18 protein-coding genes and 1 riboswitch are annotated in these 16,744 nt (G+C 62.2%); of the genes, 12 read left to right on the top strand and 6 right to left on the bottom strand.

Annotated elements, in window-relative coordinates; all coding sequences use genetic code 11:
* Window positions 1-5 precede the first annotated feature (5 nt).
* The 3 genes from V6766_RS08025 (at window position 6) to V6766_RS08015 (ending at window position 2,251) form a co-directional block, all read left to right on the top strand.
* Entirely contained in the window at window positions 6-857 is an 852-nt protein-coding gene (locus tag V6766_RS08025) for an ABC transporter permease (RefSeq protein ID WP_230721938.1), read from the top strand.
* A 63-nt stretch (window positions 858-920) separates the two neighbouring features.
* Complete coding sequence (locus V6766_RS08020) at window positions 921-1,718, top strand: DUF1295 domain-containing protein (RefSeq protein WP_448465259.1); 798 nt, start codon at window positions 921-923, stop codon at window positions 1,716-1,718.
* Window positions 1,715-2,251, top strand: a complete 537-nt coding sequence (locus V6766_RS08015) for a hypothetical protein (protein ID WP_448465257.1) — start codon at window positions 1,715-1,717, stop codon at window positions 2,249-2,251. The genes V6766_RS08020 and V6766_RS08015 overlap by 4 nt, the downstream gene beginning before the upstream one ends.
* On the opposite strand, the gene V6766_RS08010 is transcribed toward V6766_RS08015, so the two are convergent.
* From V6766_RS08010 to V6766_RS08000, 3 genes are read right to left on the bottom strand one after another with little or no spacing between them, the layout of a single operon-like run.
* Window positions 2,235-3,449, bottom strand: coding sequence for a class I SAM-dependent methyltransferase (locus V6766_RS08010; RefSeq protein WP_448465255.1), 1,215 nt, complete (start codon window positions 3,447-3,449; stop codon window positions 2,235-2,237). The two genes, V6766_RS08015 and V6766_RS08010, sit on opposite strands and share 17 nt — an antisense overlap.
* Window positions 3,433-4,236: a DUF1365 domain-containing protein gene (locus V6766_RS08005; protein WP_448465253.1), complete on the bottom strand. Its 804-nt coding sequence runs from the start codon at window positions 4,234-4,236 to the stop codon at window positions 3,433-3,435. The genes V6766_RS08010 and V6766_RS08005 overlap by 17 nt, the downstream gene beginning before the upstream one ends.
* Window positions 4,233-5,591 carry an NAD(P)/FAD-dependent oxidoreductase gene (locus tag V6766_RS08000; RefSeq protein WP_448465251.1) on the bottom strand — a complete coding sequence of 453 codons (1,359 nt, stop codon included), beginning with the start codon at window positions 5,589-5,591 and terminating at the stop codon, window positions 4,233-4,235. The genes V6766_RS08005 and V6766_RS08000 overlap by 4 nt, the downstream gene beginning before the upstream one ends.
* 298 nt (window positions 5,592-5,889) lie before the next feature.
* Between V6766_RS08000 and V6766_RS07995 the strand changes: the two genes are divergently transcribed.
* From V6766_RS07995 to V6766_RS07955, 9 genes are all read left to right on the top strand, one after another.
* Window positions 5,890-6,384 (top strand): sigma-70 family RNA polymerase sigma factor, encoded by a 495-nt coding sequence (locus tag V6766_RS07995; RefSeq protein WP_448465703.1) that lies wholly within the window; start codon window positions 5,890-5,892, stop codon window positions 6,382-6,384.
* Window positions 6,381-7,055 carry a ChrR family anti-sigma-E factor gene (locus V6766_RS07990; RefSeq protein ID WP_448465249.1) on the top strand — a complete coding sequence of 225 codons (675 nt, stop codon included), beginning with the start codon at window positions 6,381-6,383 and terminating at the stop codon, window positions 7,053-7,055. The genes V6766_RS07995 and V6766_RS07990 overlap by 4 nt, the downstream gene beginning before the upstream one ends.
* 9 nt (window positions 7,056-7,064) lie before the next feature.
* A complete protein-coding gene (locus tag V6766_RS07985; protein ID WP_448465247.1) occupies window positions 7,065-7,478 on the top strand; it encodes a DUF2177 family protein in 414 nt (137 codons plus the stop codon).
* Window positions 7,479-7,524: 46 nt separating this feature from the next.
* The gene (locus tag V6766_RS07980; RefSeq protein WP_448465245.1) at window positions 7,525-8,115 is read left to right on the top strand and encodes an IMPACT family protein; all 591 of its coding nucleotides are present in this window, start codon (window positions 7,525-7,527) and stop codon (window positions 8,113-8,115) included.
* Between the two features lie 87 nt (window positions 8,116-8,202).
* Entirely contained in the window at window positions 8,203-8,541 is a 339-nt protein-coding gene (locus tag V6766_RS07975) for a hypothetical protein (RefSeq protein ID WP_448465243.1), read from the top strand.
* Between the two features lie 154 nt (window positions 8,542-8,695).
* Entirely contained in the window at window positions 8,696-9,787 is a 1,092-nt protein-coding gene (locus V6766_RS07970) for an AbrB family transcriptional regulator (RefSeq protein ID WP_448465241.1), read from the top strand.
* Between the two features lie 76 nt (window positions 9,788-9,863).
* A complete protein-coding gene (locus V6766_RS07965) occupies window positions 9,864-10,841 on the top strand; it encodes a linear amide C-N hydrolase (RefSeq protein WP_448465239.1) in 978 nt (325 codons plus the stop codon).
* An 83-nt stretch (window positions 10,842-10,924) separates the two neighbouring features.
* Window positions 10,925-11,158: a DUF2188 domain-containing protein gene (locus V6766_RS07960; protein ID WP_448465237.1), complete on the top strand. Its 234-nt coding sequence runs from the start codon at window positions 10,925-10,927 to the stop codon at window positions 11,156-11,158.
* Window positions 11,159-11,160: 2 nt separating this feature from the next.
* A complete protein-coding gene (locus tag V6766_RS07955; RefSeq protein WP_448465235.1) occupies window positions 11,161-11,811 on the top strand; it encodes a hypothetical protein in 651 nt (216 codons plus the stop codon).
* Window positions 11,812-11,897: 86 nt separating this feature from the next.
* Here V6766_RS07955 and gcvP read toward each other — a convergent pair whose 3' ends face one another.
* Genes gcvP through gcvT form a run of 3 tightly spaced genes read right to left on the bottom strand, consistent with a single transcriptional unit; the run spans window position 11,898 to window position 16,288 of the window.
* Window positions 11,898-14,762, bottom strand: coding sequence for an aminomethyl-transferring glycine dehydrogenase (gene gcvP / locus V6766_RS07950; protein ID WP_448465233.1), 2,865 nt, complete (start codon window positions 14,760-14,762; stop codon window positions 11,898-11,900).
* Complete coding sequence (gene gcvH, locus V6766_RS07945; protein WP_448465232.1) at window positions 14,762-15,127, bottom strand: glycine cleavage system protein GcvH; 366 nt, start codon at window positions 15,125-15,127, stop codon at window positions 14,762-14,764. The genes gcvP and gcvH overlap by 1 nt, the downstream gene beginning before the upstream one ends.
* A gap of 18 nt (window positions 15,128-15,145) precedes the next feature.
* Window positions 15,146-16,288: a glycine cleavage system aminomethyltransferase GcvT gene (gene gcvT, locus V6766_RS07940; protein ID WP_448465230.1), complete on the bottom strand. Its 1,143-nt coding sequence runs from the start codon at window positions 16,286-16,288 to the stop codon at window positions 15,146-15,148.
* Window positions 16,289-16,448: 160 nt separating this feature from the next.
* A riboswitch (glycine riboswitch) is annotated at window positions 16,449-16,535 on the bottom strand.
* Window positions 16,536-16,744 lie beyond the last annotated feature (209 nt).

The raw sequence follows: 16,744 nt of genomic DNA, 5'->3' as shown, positions 1-16,744 counted from the left end.
GGACCGTGGCCATTCAGCCCTATGATTCGCCGCTCGAGAAAATCTGGCACTATGCCTTCCTCGTCATCTGCGGCCTGATCTTCTTCTTCCTGATCTTTCCGATCCTTGTGATCATTCCGTTGAGCTTCAACGCCGAGGATTTCTTCACCTTCACGCCGAAAATGCTGGCGCTCGATCCGGAAGGCTACTCGTTCAAGCACTATCAGGATTTCTTCCACAATCCCGACTGGCAGCAGGCGCTCAGGAACTCGGTGATGATCGCGCCGGCGGCAACGCTGCTCGCCACCGGCTTCGGCACGCTGGCCGCGATCGGCCTTGCCAGAAGCCATGTGCCGTTCCGCGGCGCGATCATGGCGATCCTGATTTCGCCGATGATCGTGCCGCTGATCATTTCGGCTGCCGGCATGTATTTCTTCTATTCGCGCATCGGCCTTCAGGGCACCTATTGGGGCGTGGTGTTGGCCCATGCGGTGCTCGGCACGCCCTTCGTGATCATCACCGTCACCGCCACACTTGTCGGCTTCGACCGTTCGCTGGAGCGGGCGGCGGCGAGCCTTGGCGCGAACCCGGTCACGACCTTCTTCAAGGTGCAGATGCCGCTGATCCTGCCGGGCGTCATTTCCGGCGCGCTGTTTGCCTTCATCACCTCGTTCGATGAGGTGGTGGTCGTGCTGTTCCTTGGCTCCGCCTCGCAGAAAACCCTGCCGTGGCAGATGTTTACCGGGCTGCGCGAGCAGATATCGCCGACGATCCTGGCGGTCGCCTCGATTCTCGTCGCGCTCTCCGTGGTGTTGCTGACCTTCCTCGAATTCATGCGGCGGCGGTCCGAACGCCAGCGCGGACTTTCTCCGGGCTGATCAAATCCGGTCCTCGTCATCCTCCGTAGTAATGCACAAAGCACATTTACCGCGGAGATGACGATGTCGATAACCCTTCTGATCCTGGTCCTGGCGGGCCTTTGCATCGGCATGACCGGAGCCTGGGCGGTTCAGCGGATTACCGGAAACAGCGGCTGGATCGACGCGATCTGGTCGGTTCTGACGGGCCTCGCCGGTCTTTCGGTGATCGTATTTTCCGTGGACGGCAACCCCGCGCGCAAATGGCTCGCCGGCGTGGTGGTCGGGTTATGGGCCGCGCGGCTCGCAACCCACATCACCACCCGCAGCGCCGGCAAGAAGGACGACCCGCGTTACGCCGCGCTGATCCAAGAATGGGGCTCGTCCGCAAGCTTCCGGCTGTGGTGGTTCCTGATGATCCAGGCCTTCGCGAGCTTCGTTCTGGCGCTCTCGATTTACGCGGCGATCCGCAATCCCGCGCCGTTCCCCGGCATTCTCGATTTCGTCGGCCTGGCGATCGCGATCATCGCAATTGCGGGCGAGGGCACGGCAGACTGGCAGCTTTCCAAATTCAAGAAGGAAAAGCCGGAGGGCAAGAAGGTCTGCGATATCGGGCTGTGGGGCTATTCGCGCCACCCGAAATACTTCTTCGAATGGCTTTGGTGGTGCGCATGGCCGTGCCTGGCGCTTTCCGGTTTTGAGGCTTTCTTCCCCTTCGCCGTCTCGTTGCTCGCGCCGATCATGATGTACTGGCTGCTCAACTACGTCTCCGGCATTCCCTATCTGGAAGAGCATATGGAAGCGTCCCGAGGGGATGCCTTCCGCGCATACAAGAAGCGCGTCAGGGCTTTCTTCCCGATCCCCAAGAAGGCTGACGCATGACAAAGGCGCGCGATCCGCTGGCGGAGGCCTGCGGGTCGGTCGCCCTGGTTCCGGCCCTCAACAAGCCTGTCTATCCGCTCTATGTCTGGTTCCTCGCCGAAAGCGCCTTTCAGATCTCCCTCCTCACGGCGCTTTCGATGCCGTTCTACATCGCGGTCTGGTGGTTTGCCCATCGCGGCAGGTCGTTTGCGGCAAGGCTCGGCATGGTCGCGGTCGGAACCGCCGATACCATCTTCATCGCCTTTGTCCTTGGCGGAGAAAGCGGAACGCTGATCTTCCTGTTTGCCTGTCTCACGCTGGCCGGCATGGCCTTTCATGCCCGCGAGGTATGGCTTTCACGCGGATTGATCGGCCTGATTTTCGTGCTGTTTGTCGCGCTCTACGGAAGGATCGGAGCGCCCATCCGACCCGTCTCGCCGGAAGATATGCAGACGCTCGACTATCTCAACACGACCGGCGCGGCAGCACTCGCCGCCTTTATCGCACTGCGCTTCTTCGGAAGCCGCGGAGAGACCGTCACACCGCCGGCTTGATCAGGTGGAACTGCGCCACGTCGATCCGGCCGGAATCGAAGCCTGTCGCGCAGTAATTGAGGTAATAGCGCCACATACGCTGAAACCGGTCGTCGAAGCCGAGGGGACGGATAGCATCCCATTCGGCCAGAAACCGGCGCTCCCATTCGAGCAGCGTGCGCGCGTAATCCTTGCCGAAGGAAAACAGGTCCTTGACCGCGAGCCCGGCGCTGCCCGCGCCTTTTTTGAAGCTCTCGATCGAGGGCAGCATGCCGCCCGGAAAAATATAGGCCTGGATGAAATCGGGATTGCGGCGATAATCGTCGAGGCGGTGGTGCTCGATCGCGATCGACTGGATCACGGCCGTGCCACCGGGCGTCAGGCGCTCGTTGACGGTGTTGAAAAACACCGGCCAGTTTTCCTCGCCGACGGCCTCGAACATCTCGATCGAGACGATCTTGTCGAACGTGCCCTTGCAATCGCGATAGTCTTCCAGCCGGATATCGGCCCTGTCGGAGAGCCCCTTGGCGGCGAGACGCTCGCGCGCATATTTCGCCTGTTCCTTGGAAAGCGTAAGCCCGGTGACATGACAGCCGGTGCGGGCGGCGGCATGCTCCGCAAACCCGCCCCATCCGCAGCCAATCTCCAGCACCCGGTCCTCCGGTCCGATCTGCAGCCGTGCGATGATCCGGTCGTATTTGGCGGTCTGGGCCTCCGACAGCGAACGATCGCGATCCTCGTAGAGCGCGCTCGAATAGGTCATCGTTTCATCCAGCCAGAGCTTGTAGAACGCATTGCCGAGATCATAGTGGAAGGCGATGTTGCGGCGGCTGCCGGACTTGCTGTTGCGCCGCAGCTTATGCCTGAGAAGGCTGATCTTGCGGAACAGGAAGGATGAGGAAAGCGCGCTGGAAAGTTCGCTCTCATTGGCCATGGCAAGGTCGAGCACGGCGGCAAGATCCGGCGTATCCCAGTGGCCATCGATATAGGCCCGGGCGAAACCGAGATCGCCGTCCTTCATGAGCTCCAGCAAGGGCCGGGCGTTCTTCAGGCGGATGGCGGCCTCGGGCCCGGCGTGGCGGCCTTCCGCCCTGTAGACCCGGCCGTTCGGGAAGGTGAGCGTAAGCGCGCCGGCGCTAATCCGATCGGCCATGCCGGCGATCAGCCGCTGCCAAAGCTTGAGGCCGCGATGGCTGTGATGTTCAGGCTTCTCGCTCATGATATCCCTTGTCCCCTGTCGCGCCGCCCGCAACCGCGCTTTGCACGCGATGGGCCGCAGGCCGGTGTCTGAATACCGGCATGCCTTTCAATATCAACCTCAATGCCTCGTAGTGAATACCGGCAATAATCTTCACGGTCATCAGCGGATAGGAAAAAAATGCCCGCGCCAGAGCGCGGTCCCCAAGCGCCATGCGCCGGCCGTCGAAACAGGCATAGAGCAAGGGTCCTTCAGCATCCGTTTCGTTGATGGCGATCTTCACCCTGTCGTCCGGCGGCTGGATGGTGAAATGGTAAGTACATTCCATCGGAATAAAGGGCGAGACATAGAGCTGCTTGTCCGCCGTCTGGCGAATGGGCCGGGCCTCGTTGTCCACCGGAATGATGTATGTGAAGCGTTCCTTGAAGGTGTTGCAGACCTCGTAGAGAATGGCCGTCAGCCGGTCATCCTCCCGGTAGCAGAAATAGACGGTGAGCGGATTGAACACGTAGCCGAGAATGCGTGGATAGCAGAGCATCTCGACGCGCGCGGCGCTGCGGCCGGTCTTTTCCAATTCTCCAAGCGCCCACGCCTTGAGATCGCCCCCGGAAAGCGCGCCATGATCGCGATCATGCACGCTGAAAAGCGAGAACCCGTTATGGGCGAAGAGTTTCAGCTTTTTCCCAATGGCGGGCAGTTCGTCGAGATCGATCAGCAGCGAAAAGACCCGGTAATCAAGCGCATGCTTCTTCGGCCGGTGACGCCGGTGAACGACCTTGCCCCTGAAGATTGCGGAACGAAAACTCATTCGGCGGCCACGCGCTGCGGTTCCAGGAATATCCTGCCGGATTCGTCCTCGACGTTCCAGGGGCGTCTGACGCCGGCGATCGCCTCCGCGGCGGCAAGACCGGATTGCAGCCCGTCCTCGTGAAATCCGCTGCCGAAATGCGCGCCGCAATACCAGACATTGCCCTTGCCCTGAATGCGCCAGAGATCGCGCTGCGCATCAATCGCCGCCTTGTCGAACAGCGGATGCATGTAGGTAAAGCGCTGATGCACAAGTTCGGGCCGGATCTCCTCGCATGGATTGAGCGTCACGAACAGCGGAACGCGCTCGTCGATGTTCTGCAGCCGGTTCATCCAGTAGGTGACGCAGAGGTTCGGCGAACCGCCATCCCGTCGCTCGATATAGTTCCAGCTCGACCAGACCTTGCGGTGGGCCGGCATCAGCCGTTCGTCGCTGTGGAGCCAGGCTTCATTCGTGGTGTAGCGGAAGGCGGAAAGCAGGCTTCGCTCTTCCTCTGCCGGATTGTCGAGCAGTTTCAGCGCCTGATCGCCATGGGTTGCGACGACCACGGCATCAAATCGCTCCTCCGCGCCACCGGCAACCAGCCTGACGCCGCCTTCTTCCCGGATGATGCGATCAACCGGCGTGTTGAGCCGCACCGGCCCGCTGATCTGATCCAGCATACGGGTCACATAGGAGCGGCTGCCGCCGGTGACGGTTCGCCATTGCGGGCGGTCCACCAGCGTCAGCAGGCCGTGGCTTTCGAAGAAGCGGGTGAAGGCGGCGAGCGGATAGGCGCGCATCTGTTCCGGCGTCGTCGACCAGATCGCAGCGCCCATGGGCAGGATATGGTCGCGCACGAACCGCTTGGAATAGCCGCGCGCATCGAGATAATCCCCAAGGGTCAGTTCCTGGTCGGCTTCCGATCTGGCGGCCGACGGCGCATGGCGGTAGAAGCGGAAAATATCATAGACCATGCGCCAGAAGCTGAAGCGCAATATGTTCGATTTCTGCGCCAAGAGCGTCGCGATATTGCTGCCGCCATATTCGAACGCGCCATTGTCCAATGAGGCCGAAAACGACATCTCGGAGGGCTCGGTCTCGACGCCGAGATAGGAGAACATCGCCGTCAGATTCGGATAGTTGCGCTCGTTATAAACAATAAAGCCGGTATCGACCGGGATCGTGCGATCGCCCGCGACGACATCGGCCGTATTCGAATGTCCGCCCGGCCGGTCGTCAGCCTCGAACAGCGTGACATGGCAGGACCGGCTCAACAACCAGGCGGCGGAAAGTCCAGAAATGCCGGAGCCGATGACCGCGACCTTCCTGTCGGCGCGAAGCTTTCTGTAAGCGTTTTCCTGGGGGTGGTGCATCTTGTTGTTTCCGCCTTGTTGTTCACCATGAATTACGCGACCACCCGCGTGATGGATTGAAAAGGCGCAAAATTTATCGGAACCTGTAATCCGGACGGAAATCGCGGCCGTAATAGCCGGTATGCTTGAAAGCGCCCACTCCATGCCGGTCACCGGTCCGATCCCTGCAGCGTCCCGAAAAGGGGCGGCAGGCCGCGCCATGCGAAAACGGATGCGCACCGGGAAGGTGAGGAGTTTGCCCGAACTATCGGTAGAGGAAATGTCGCACTGCCTGATCAGCGTCGGACGGACGCGGGACATGGAGGCCTATGAACGTCTGTTCCGCCATTTCGGCCCGCGCATCCGCAGCTACATGATGAAGCGCGCGTCTGACCCGGCGCTTGCCGAGGAACTGATGCAGGAAACCATGATGATGGTCTGGCGCAAGGCGGAACTTTTCGATCCCGCCCGCGGCAATGCATCGGCCTGGATCTTCACCGTCGCGCGAAATGTCAGGGTCGACAGCCTGAGAAAGGCGCGGCGGCCGGAATTCGATCCGGACGACCCGGCCCTGGTGCCGGACGGACCGGAAGCGCCGGACGTCCAGTTCGAGCAGGACGAGAATGCCGCGCGGATGCGAGCAGCACTCTCCGGCCTGCCGGCGGAACAGGCCGAGCTTCTGCGCATGTCGTTTTTCGAGGAAGTCTCCCACAGCATCATCGCCGAACGCCTGGACCTTCCGCTGGGCACGGTCAAATCCAGAATAAGAGCAGCATTTTCCAGGCTACGAGCCGCGCTTGGGGAAAATCGATGAAGACAGGCACCATTCATCACCATATCAGCGAACCGCTTCTGCTGGAGTATGCCTCTGGCAGCCTCGAAGAAAGCTGGTCGCTTGCAGTTGCAACCCATCTGGCGCTCTGCCCGCATTGTCGCGCCAAGCTTCGAATGATGGAGGCCGCCGGCGGCGCGCTGATGGAACAGGCGGCGCCGGAAGAGGCCGCGACGTCCGAAGACGCCTCCTGGGCGGCGCTTCAGGCGCGGCTGCAGGCGACGGAAGTCGAAGCAACAGCCAAGCCGGCGCCGGCCGCGCCGGGTGCGGCGCTGATACCCGAGCCGCTGCGCTCCTATGTCGGCGCGACCTTTGACGATGCGCCGTGGCGGCGGCTGGGGCTCTATGCTCATCAGGCGCTTCTGGAGACCGAAGACAAGGGCATCCAGGTGCGCCTGCTGCGCGTCGATGCCGGAAAGCCGCTGCCCGAACACAGCCATGGCGGGCGCGAGCTGACGCTGGTGCTGCACGGCAGCTTCACCTCGGAAGGCGAGGTCTTCGGGCCCGGCGATTTCGAGGAGGAGGACGAGGATACGCTCCACCAGCCGGTGGTCGGGCCGGAGTCCGAGTGCATTTGCCTTGCCGTCACCGATGCGCCGCTGAAATTCCAGAGCCGTTTCATGCGCGTGTTGCAACCGCTGCTGAACATCTGAGGTGACCCCTTGAAACGCGCCCTGACGGCTTTCGTGGCCACGGCCATCTGCTTTTCCCTGCTGGATTTCATCTGGCTCGGCACGATCGCCTTCCCGTTCTACCAGTCCGAGATCGGGCCGCTGCTGCTGCCTTCGCCCAACTGGACGGCGGGCCTGAGCTTCTATTTCATGTATCTGATCGGCATCTTCTATTTCGCCGTTCTGCCGGGCGTGAGGGCCGGATCGGCGCTGAAGGGGCTCATGAACGGCGCGGTTTTCGGGCTGATGGCCTATGGCACCTACGATCTCACCAACATGGCAACCCTTGCCGGCTGGTCTTGGACCGTTGTTTTCGTCGATATGGCCTGGGGCGCGTTCGCGACCGGACTGACCGGGCTTGTCGCCTCTTTCGCCACCCTGAAGCTCACCAGCCGCCCGGCTTGACTTCGCCCTTGCCGTGCCGTTTGAAAGGCGCGGAAGGGTGATCCTCATGTTCAAGCTCAAAGGTCCCGCGACATCGGAGCGGGAGATCAAGAAAAGCCGCTTTGCCACGATCGCCGCCCCGGTGGATGACGAGGCGGCGGCGAAGACCTTCATTGCCGACAACAGCTTCGCCGATGCCACGCACAATTGCTGGGCCTGGCGCATTGGCGCGGATTATCGCTTTTCCGACGATGGCGAGCCGGGCGGGACGGCCGGAAAGCCGATCCTGCAGGCGATCGAGGGCCAGGAGATCGATTGCGTCGCCGTGGTCGTATCGCGCTGGTTCGGCGGCGTGAAGCTCGGCACGGGCGGGTTGGCGCGGGCCTATGGCGGCAGCGCCGCGGAATGTCTGCGGCTTGCGGACAAGCTGCCGATCGTGGCGATGGCGGCGGGGGTTCTGCCGGTCGCATTCTCCGATCTGGCGTTGGTTGAGGCAAGGCTTCAGGATTTCGAAGACCTTGTGATCGCCAGCCGCGATTTCACCGAGACCGGCGCCAATTTTCACCTGCGCGTACCCGAGGCGGAGGCCGCGGCGCTGGCCGAACTCGTGCGCGAACTCACGAATGGCCGCAGCGTCGTGAAATTCGATGACGACTGAGCGGATTTATCCGCTATGGTGCGGGAACCCGCCGCATGCGCCGGCGTTGATACGCTGTCGCCCCTCTCTTTCGCAAAGGTCACCTTCATGCGCTCTGCTCTCACCGTCATCGCCCTTACAGCCACGCTTGCCGCCTGCACTCAGCGCGCCGATTCGATCGGCGCGATCCCGGTCTCGCCGGAGGAATTTGCAGGCGCGAGCTGCGAGACGCTGCTCAGCCAATACGAGGACGAGAACGCGAGGCTGAAGGACCTTTCGCAGGAGCAGGACAGCGAGATCGTCGGCGATGTGCGCATGTTCGGCGCAAGCCTCGGCAGCATGTCCGAGGAGCAGAACATCAAGAACCAGGAAACCGCGATTGCCTATGCCAAGGGCCGGGTGAACGCGCTGGATATCGCGATGCGCCGGAAGAACTGCCCGATGTGACGCGATTGCATGCCCCCCGCGCTAGCGGATATAGAAGCGGGCAAGCCGATTCTCGGCTGACGAGATAGCGCGTGGAGCCGGCAGGCTGGCCCATGCCGGCGATTGAGGACGTCCGCGCGCGCGGGCGTTTCCGCGTTTCAGGATTGACCGCACGATGAATTCCGCAGAAGAACCGGAAGAACCGGCATCCGCCGCAGGCGGCAAAAGGCAGCTTCTGCGCGTCTGGCTTCCGCTTCTGGCGCTTTCCGTCCTTCTCGTGGTTCTGATGCAGCTCGTGGCGCTGCCGGCATCGCTGCTGCTCGGCCCCATGCTGGCGGCGATCGCGATCGTGTTTTCCGGGCGGCGGATCACCATGCCGCGCCTGCCGTTCAACCTGGCGCAGGGCGTGCTCGGCTGCCTGATCGCGCAGACCATGACATGGCCGGTGCTGCAGGAGATCGCCGCCGACTGGATGATCTTCGTCGCCGGCGTGCTCTCCGTGGTGTTTGCCAGCATCGCGATCGGCTGGATGCTGGCGCGCTATCAGGTGTTGCCCGGCACCACCGCGATCTGGGGCGCGTTTCCGGGCGCGGCGAGCGTGATGACGCTGATGTCCGCCTCGTTCGGGGCCGACATGCGGCTCGTCGCCTTCATGCAATATACCCGGGTCGTCATCGTCACCCTCATCGCCGCCACCTTCGCGCGGTTCTATACCGGGGGCGCAGCGGAAACGGCCGTGCCGGTCTATTGGTTCGCAGAGCCGCAATGGGGCCCGCTTGCCCAGACGCTCGCCCTGATCCTTGTCGGCGTGTTCTTCGGCCGCTGGCTGAAGCTTCCGGCCGGGCCTATGCTGTCGACGGTGATCGCCGGCTCGGTGTTGAACGTCACTGGCATGATCGAGATCGAGCTGCCGCAGATCCTGCTCGCCATCGCCTATGCCACGCTCGGCTGGGGCATCGGCGCGCGGTTCGATCGCGCGGTGATCGTCGATGCCGGCCGCGCCATGCCGCGCGTCATCGCCTCGATCCTCGCGCTGGTCGCGATCTGCGGCCTGCTTGCGGCGCTCCTCGTCTGGCTCACGGGCATTGATCCGCTGTCGGCCTATCTCGCCACCAGCCCCGGCGGGGCGGATTCGATCGCCGTCATCTCCGCCTCCACCGATGTCGACGTCGCCTTCGTGATGTCGATGCAGATCGCGCGGTTCTTCTTCGTGATGGCGCTCGGGCCGATCCTCGCCAAATTCGTGGCGGCGCGAAGCCGGTTCTGACGCAATTTTCGATTGTCCGCCGCCCGCTGCCGGGTTAGCCTTCGCCAACGATAACAGCTGCGACGGAGGACAGATCATGTGCACGCGGATTTTCTACGAGACCGGAACCTCAACCTACATCACCGGCCGCTCGATGGACTGGCGCGACGTGACCATGCAATCCGACCTCTGGGTGTTTCCGCGCGGGCTTGCCCGCGATGGCGGGGTGGGCGAGGGCTCGGCCACATGGACCTCGAAATACGGCTCGGTGATCGTCGCGATCTACAATCTCGCCACCTCCGACGGCATGAACGAGGCGGGCCTTGCCGGCAACATGCTCTATCTGGTGGAATCGTCCTATGGCGATCCGGCCGCGCGCGGCAAACCGCTGATCTCGGTCGGCGCCTGGCTGCAATACATGCTCGACAATTTCGCGACCGTTGCGGAAGCAGCAGACGCCATGGCCGGCGACCCGCTGACGGTGATCACCGGCGAGGCGCCGAACGGCGCGCCGGCGACCGTGCATCTGGCGCTCTCCGATGCCTCCGGCGACAGCGCGATCTTCGAATTCGTCGGCGGCAAGCTCACCATCCACCACGGCCGCGACTACAGGGTGATGACCAATTCGCCGACCTATGACCAGCAGCTTGCGATCAACTCCTACTGGAACCTTGTCGGCGGCAAGAGCTTCCTGCCCGGCACGGTGAACGCCGCCGACCGCTTCGCCCGCGCCAGCTACAACCTGAAATCCGCAACGCCGCTCAAGGACCGCCGCGCGGCACTCGCCTCCGTGTTCTCGCAGGTGCGCGCGATCTCGACCCCGCTCGGCATGTCCGACCCCGAAAAACCCAACATCGCCTCCACCCTCTGGCGCACCGTCGCCGAACACGACCACCGCCGCTACTATTTCGACTCCGTCATCAACCCGTCGATGTTCTGGGTCGATCTTGCGGATTTCGATCTTTCCGAGGGGGCTCCGGCGAAGACGCTGGGGCTGAACGATCCGGCCCTGCCGGGCGGGGATGTCGCGGGGCTGATGAAAGAGGCGGCGCCGTTTGAGTTTCTGGTGCCGTGAGGGCTTTGGTCGGCCTACCAAAGCATGAGGATATCGTTTATATAATAGCTTGATCAGTTATATTTGGCGTCAAGGAGCGTTTAATGGTCAGACATGTGAAAAAAGGTCAGCATGTAGTTCCCAACGGCGGCAAATGGAGTGTGAGAACGTCAGGTGCAGAACGAGCAAGCAAAACATTCTCAACGCAGCAAGAGGCGATTGATAACGCTCGTGAAAAAGCCCGGAAGCAAGGAACAGAGCTTTATATTCACGGAAGGGACGGGCGTATCCGCGAGCGCAGTTCTTTCGGGAAGGATCCATTTCCACCGAAAGGTTGAGCATGGCAGTCTCGCCATTTGAAAAATCTGTATTCATCAACTGTCCATTTGACGAGGCCTATGCGCCGCTTCTTGAGGCGGCGCTCTTTTGTATTGTTTATTTTGGCTTTGTTCCGCGACTGGCTACTGAGCGTTTGGAAGCGGGCGAGAACAGACTCGACAAAATTATCGAGCTGATGCGTAATTCACAATATTCCATTCATGATCTTTCACGTTGTCGAGCGCGTGAAGTCGACGAATGTTTTCGAATGAATATGCCGTTTGAATATGGCGCCGATTTGGGGCTGAGACGAAGCGGGAGCGGGTCGCTACATCTTAAAAAATTTCTCATATTCGAGCGTGATGCTTACGACTTGAAGGCAGCTCTTTCGGATGCAGCGGGGCAGGATGTTGCTTTTCATCGCGATGATTATGAATTGGTGATAAAGCACGTTCGCGACTTCTTTAAAGTTGAGGCGGCGCTTGCCAATGTCTCTGGTCCTGCTTTGATCAAAGCCGACTATGAGACATTTCTGGGTTGGATGACGGAAAAAAAGATATACGAGGGACATTCAGAAAAGGAAGCACTGAATCTCCCTACCAGTGAGCGTCTTGAGGAGATGCGAAACTGGATTCAAGCGGGGAATCCAGAACGTTTCATTGTTGCCGGCTGAATTGTCGACACATATAGGCTGCGCCTGTAAAAAACCGGCGTTGCCGCCGGCCTAGTATTTTTTACTCTTCCAATAGTCCCAGTCCCTTACTCCGCAGCCTCCGCATACTCACTCATCGGCGGGCACGCACACACCAGGTTCCGATCCCCATAGACATTGTCCACGCGGTTGACCGGCGGCCAGTATTTGTCGACGCGGAAGGCGCCGGGGGGGAAGCAGGCTTGTTCGCGGGAGTACGAATGGGTCCATTCGCCGACGAGATCTTCCACCGTGTGCGGGGCGTTCTTCAGCGGGTTGTCGTCCCGGTCGGCGCGGCCTTCCTCGATTTCGGTGATCTCGGCGCGGATCGCGATCAGGGCGTCACAGAAGCGGTCCAGCTCGGCCTTGGTCTCCGATTCCGTCGGCTCGATCATCAGCGTGCCGGGGACGGGGAAGCTCATCGTGGGCGCATGGAAGCCGCAGTCGATCAGGCGCTTGGCGATATCGTCGACGGAGACGTCGGCGCTATCCTTCAGCGGGCGCGTGTCGATGATGCATTCATGCGCGACGCGGCCCCTGTCCGACTTGTAGAGCACCGCGTAGGACCCCTTCAGCCGGGCGGCGATGTAGTTGGCGTTGAGGATCGCCACGCGGGTTGCCTGCGTCAGCCCTTCGCCGCCCATCATCAGGCAGTAGCTCCAGGAGATCGGCAGGATCGAGGGCGAGCCGAACGGGGCGGCCGAGACCGCGCCGCCGTCCGCATCCGTTGCCGGATTGCCGGGCAGGTGCGGGGCCAGATGCGCCTTGACGCCGATCGGCCCCATGCCCGGCCCACCGCCGCCATGCGGTATGCAGAAGGTCTTGTGCAGGTTCAGGTGGCTGACATCCGAGCCGATATCGCCCGGCCGCGACAGGCCGACCATCGCGTTCATGTTGGCGCCGTCGAGATAGACCTGGCCGCCATGTTCGTGGGTGATGTCGCAGACTTCCGATACCGTCGCCTCGAACACGCCATGGGTCGAGGGGTAGGTGATCATGCACGCTGCCAGCTCGGCGGAATACTGCTCGGCCTTGGCGCGGAAATCGTCGAGGTCGATATCGCCATTGTCGCGCGATTTCACCGGCACGACCTTCATGCCCGCAAGCTGGGCGGAGGCCGGGTTGGTGCCGTGCGCGGACGTCGGGATCAGGCAGATGTTGCGGTGGCCCTCGCCATTCGCCCGGTGATAGCGGCGGATCGTCAGAAGCCCGGCATATTCGCCCTGCGCGCCCGAGTTCGGCTGCATCGAGAAGGCGTCATAGCCGGTGATCTGGCAGAGCTTTTCCGACAGATCGGCGATCATCTCGCGATAGCCGGCCGTCTGGCTTTCCGGCGCGAAGGGATGAATGTCGGCGAATTCCGGCCAGGTGATCGGCAGCATCTCGACCGTGGCATTGAGCTTCATCGTGCAGGAGCCGAGCGGGATCATCGCCCGGTCGAGCGCCAGATCGCGGTCGGCGAGGCGGCGCATATAGCGGGTCATCTCGCTTTCGGCGCGGTTCATGTGGAAGATCGGATGCGTCATGTAAGCGCTTGTCCGCAAAAGGCTTTGCGGCAGGCGGTAATCGGCTTCGAACTCCGCGATCGAGAACTTGCCGCCGAAGGCATCCCAGACGGCTTCGACATGGGCCGGCCGCGTGCGCTCGTTGACGGAGATGCCAAGCTTGGTGTCGCCGACCTTCCTCAGATTGATGCCGTTTTCGACGGCGTTCTTCATGATCAGGCTCTGGAACGCGCCGACCTCGACCGTGACGGTGTCGAAGAAGGTTTCCGGCTCCACGGTGAAGCCGAGCGCCTCGAGGCCCTTCGCCAGCAGCACGCCCTTGCGGTGCACCTGCTGGGCGATCGCCTTCAGCCCGTCCGGGCCGTGGAACACGCCATACATCGAGGCCATGACGGCGAGCAGCACCTGGGCGGTGCAGATGTTCGACGTCGCCTTTTCGCGGCGGATATGCTGTTCGCGGGTCTGCAGCGCCAGACGATAGGCGCGGTTGCCGCGGCTATCGACCGAGACGCCGACGAGACGGCCGGGCATGGAGCGCTTGTAGGCATCCTTGACGGCCATATAGGCGGCATGCGGACCGCCATAACCGAGCGGAACGCCGAAGCGCTGCGACGAGCCGATGGCAATATCGGCATCCATTTCGCCCGGTGATTTCAGAAGCGTCAGCGCCAGCGGATCGGCGGCGATGGTGGCAATCGCTTGGGCCTCGTGCAGATCGGCAATGACGCCGGTGAAGTCGCTCACATGGCCATAGGTGCCGGGATACTGGAAGATCGCGCCGAAGACGGCGTCGGGTTTCAGGTCTTCGAAGGGGTTGCCGACGATGACATCCCAGCCGAGCGGTTCGGCGCGGGTCTTGATCAGGGCGATCGTCTGCGGATGGCAGTTTTCGTCGACGAAGAAGGCGGTCGCCTTGGATTTCGCCACGCGGTTCGCCATCGCCATGGCTTCGGCGGCGGCGGTCGCCTCGTCGAGCAGCGAGGCGTTGGCGATGTCGAGGCCGGTGAGGTCGGCCATCATCGTCTGGAAGTTCAGGAGCGCCTCGAGGCGGCCTTGGGAAATTTCCGGCTGATAGGGCGTGTAGGCGGTGTACCAGGCCGGGTTTTCCAGAATGTTGCGCTGGATCACCGGCGGCGTGATGGTGGCGTTGTAGCCCTGGCCGATCATCGAGACGAGCGGCCTGTTCTTGTTGGCGGTCTCGCGCAGCTTGTCGAGCGCCTCGCGCTCGGTCATCGGCGCGCCCCAGACTAGCGGCTCCTGCTGGCGGATTTCGGCCGGCACGGTGTCGTCGATCAGCGCGTCGAGACTGTCATAACCGATCGTCTCCAGCATCGCCTCCATTTCGGCAGGCGAGGGGCCGATATGGCGGCGGTTGGCGAAGTCGTAGGGCTGGTAGTCGGTGAACTGGAATTCCGAAGGCGTCGTCATCAGGCGATGAACTCCTTATAGGCCGCTTCGTCCATCAGCGCGTCGGCATCGGCGGGGTTGGCGAGCTTCAGCTTGAAGAACCAGCCATCGCCCATCGGCGCGGAGTTGACGAGCTCGGGATTGTCGACGATCGCCTGGTTGACCTCGGTGATCTCGCCATCGAGCGGACAAAAGACGTCGGAAGCGGCCTTGACCGATTCGACGGTCGCGGCATCGTCATTCTTGGAGAAGGTCGCGCCCACCTCGGGCAGTTCGACGAAGACGAGGTCGCCGAGTTGTTCGGCGGCATGGGCGGTAATGCCCACGGTGGCGACATCGCCCTCGATCTTCAGCCATTCATGTTCTTCGGTAAATTTGATGGTCATTGACAGTGTTCCCGCTGATTAGCGCTTGTAGGTGGGTGTAACGAAAGGCATGTCGGCGATGGTGACGGGCAGGTACTTGCCCCGCACCTCGGCGAAAATCGTGGTGCCGATGGCGGCGTGTTCGGCGGATACATACCCCATGGCGACGGGGCTTTCGGCGGAAGGGCCGAAGCCGCCGGAGGTGACGTGGCCGAGTTCATGCTCGCCGGCGTCATCGGCAAAGAGCTTCGCCGGCGCGCGCACCGGGGCGCGGCCCTCGGGCTTCAGGCCGACGCGCTTGCGGCGCACGCCGTCCTCAAGCTGACGGAATATCCGCTCCTGGCCGGGAAAGCCGCCGCCCCGGATGCCGCCTGGCCGGCGCGCCTTCTGGATGGCCCAGACGAGCGCCGCCTCGACCGGCGTGGTGGTTTCGTCGATGTCGTTGCCATAGAGGCAGAGCCCGGCTTCGAGCCTGAGCGAATCGCGCGCGCCAAGGCCGATCGCCTCGCAATCCTCATGCGCCAGCAGCGCGCGGGCGAGTTCCTCGGCCTTGTCGGCCGGCACCGAGATCTCGAAGCCATCCTCGCCGGTATAGCCGGAGCGGGAGATGACGACGGTGACGCCGAGGACCTCGCAGGCGCGAACATCCATGAATTTCATCTCCGTCACCGCCGGGCAGAGCGGCGCGAGCACACCCTCCGCCTTCGGGCCCTGCAGCGCCAGCAGCGCCTTTTCCTCGAAGAAGGCCTCGACATTGCAGAGGTCGGAAAGGTGCGCCTTCATATGGGCGAGATCGGCAGCCTTGCAGGCGGCGTTGACGATCACCAGAAGGTGGTCGCCGCGATTGGCGACCATCAGATCGTCGAGAATGCCGCCGTCGTCATTGGTGAAGAAGGCATAGCGCTGGCGGCCCGCCTTCAGCCCGGCGATATCCACCGGCACCAGCTTTTCCAGCGCCAATGCCGCATCGGCAAGATTGCCGGAAATCGGCTTCAGCCAGACCTGCCCCATATGCGAGACATCGAAAAGGCCGGCCTTTTGCCGGGTATGGAGATGTTCTTTGAGAACGCCCATCGGATATTGAACCGGCATGTCGTAGCCGGCAAACGGCACCATGCGGGCGCCGAGCTCCAGATGAAGCGCGTGAAGCGGGGTCTGTTTCAACGGTTCTTGCGAGACCACGAGATTGCCTCCGGATTGCGTCTTTCCCAGAAAAACGCCGGCTCAAGGGTCGACGTTCCAAAGAACGCCGAAGCGAATGAGCCCCCTCTGTCCCGTTTGCCTGAGATTATTATCCCTTCGGCCAGCCACAGCGAACCGCGACCTCGTCTCCAGAGTTCAGAACCTCGCGCTGGTCCTTTTGCCTGAGAGTTTCCGGGGCGGTTGCTCCTTCGGCACCACTGATCGTGGCTTCTCCCAGCGCGATACGACATGGATTATCCGGTATGCGGCGCAATTTGCAAGGGGGAAGCGTGTTGCAGGTGCGAAATCCACTGTCGGGAAGCCTCGCTGATGAGTCATGCTCGTGCTTGACACGAGCATCCAGGCCGCACGGAGAATGCCGCCTGGACCCTCGGGTCAAGCCCGAGGGTGACCCGAGTGGGGTGTGAAAGGCCGCAAACCATCGCACGACCACGC

The sequence above is a fragment of the Martelella sp. AMO21009 genome (assembly GCF_053484295.1).
The sequence above is the reverse complement of the archived record's forward strand: the minus strand, read 5'-3'. Positions and strand labels throughout refer to the sequence as shown.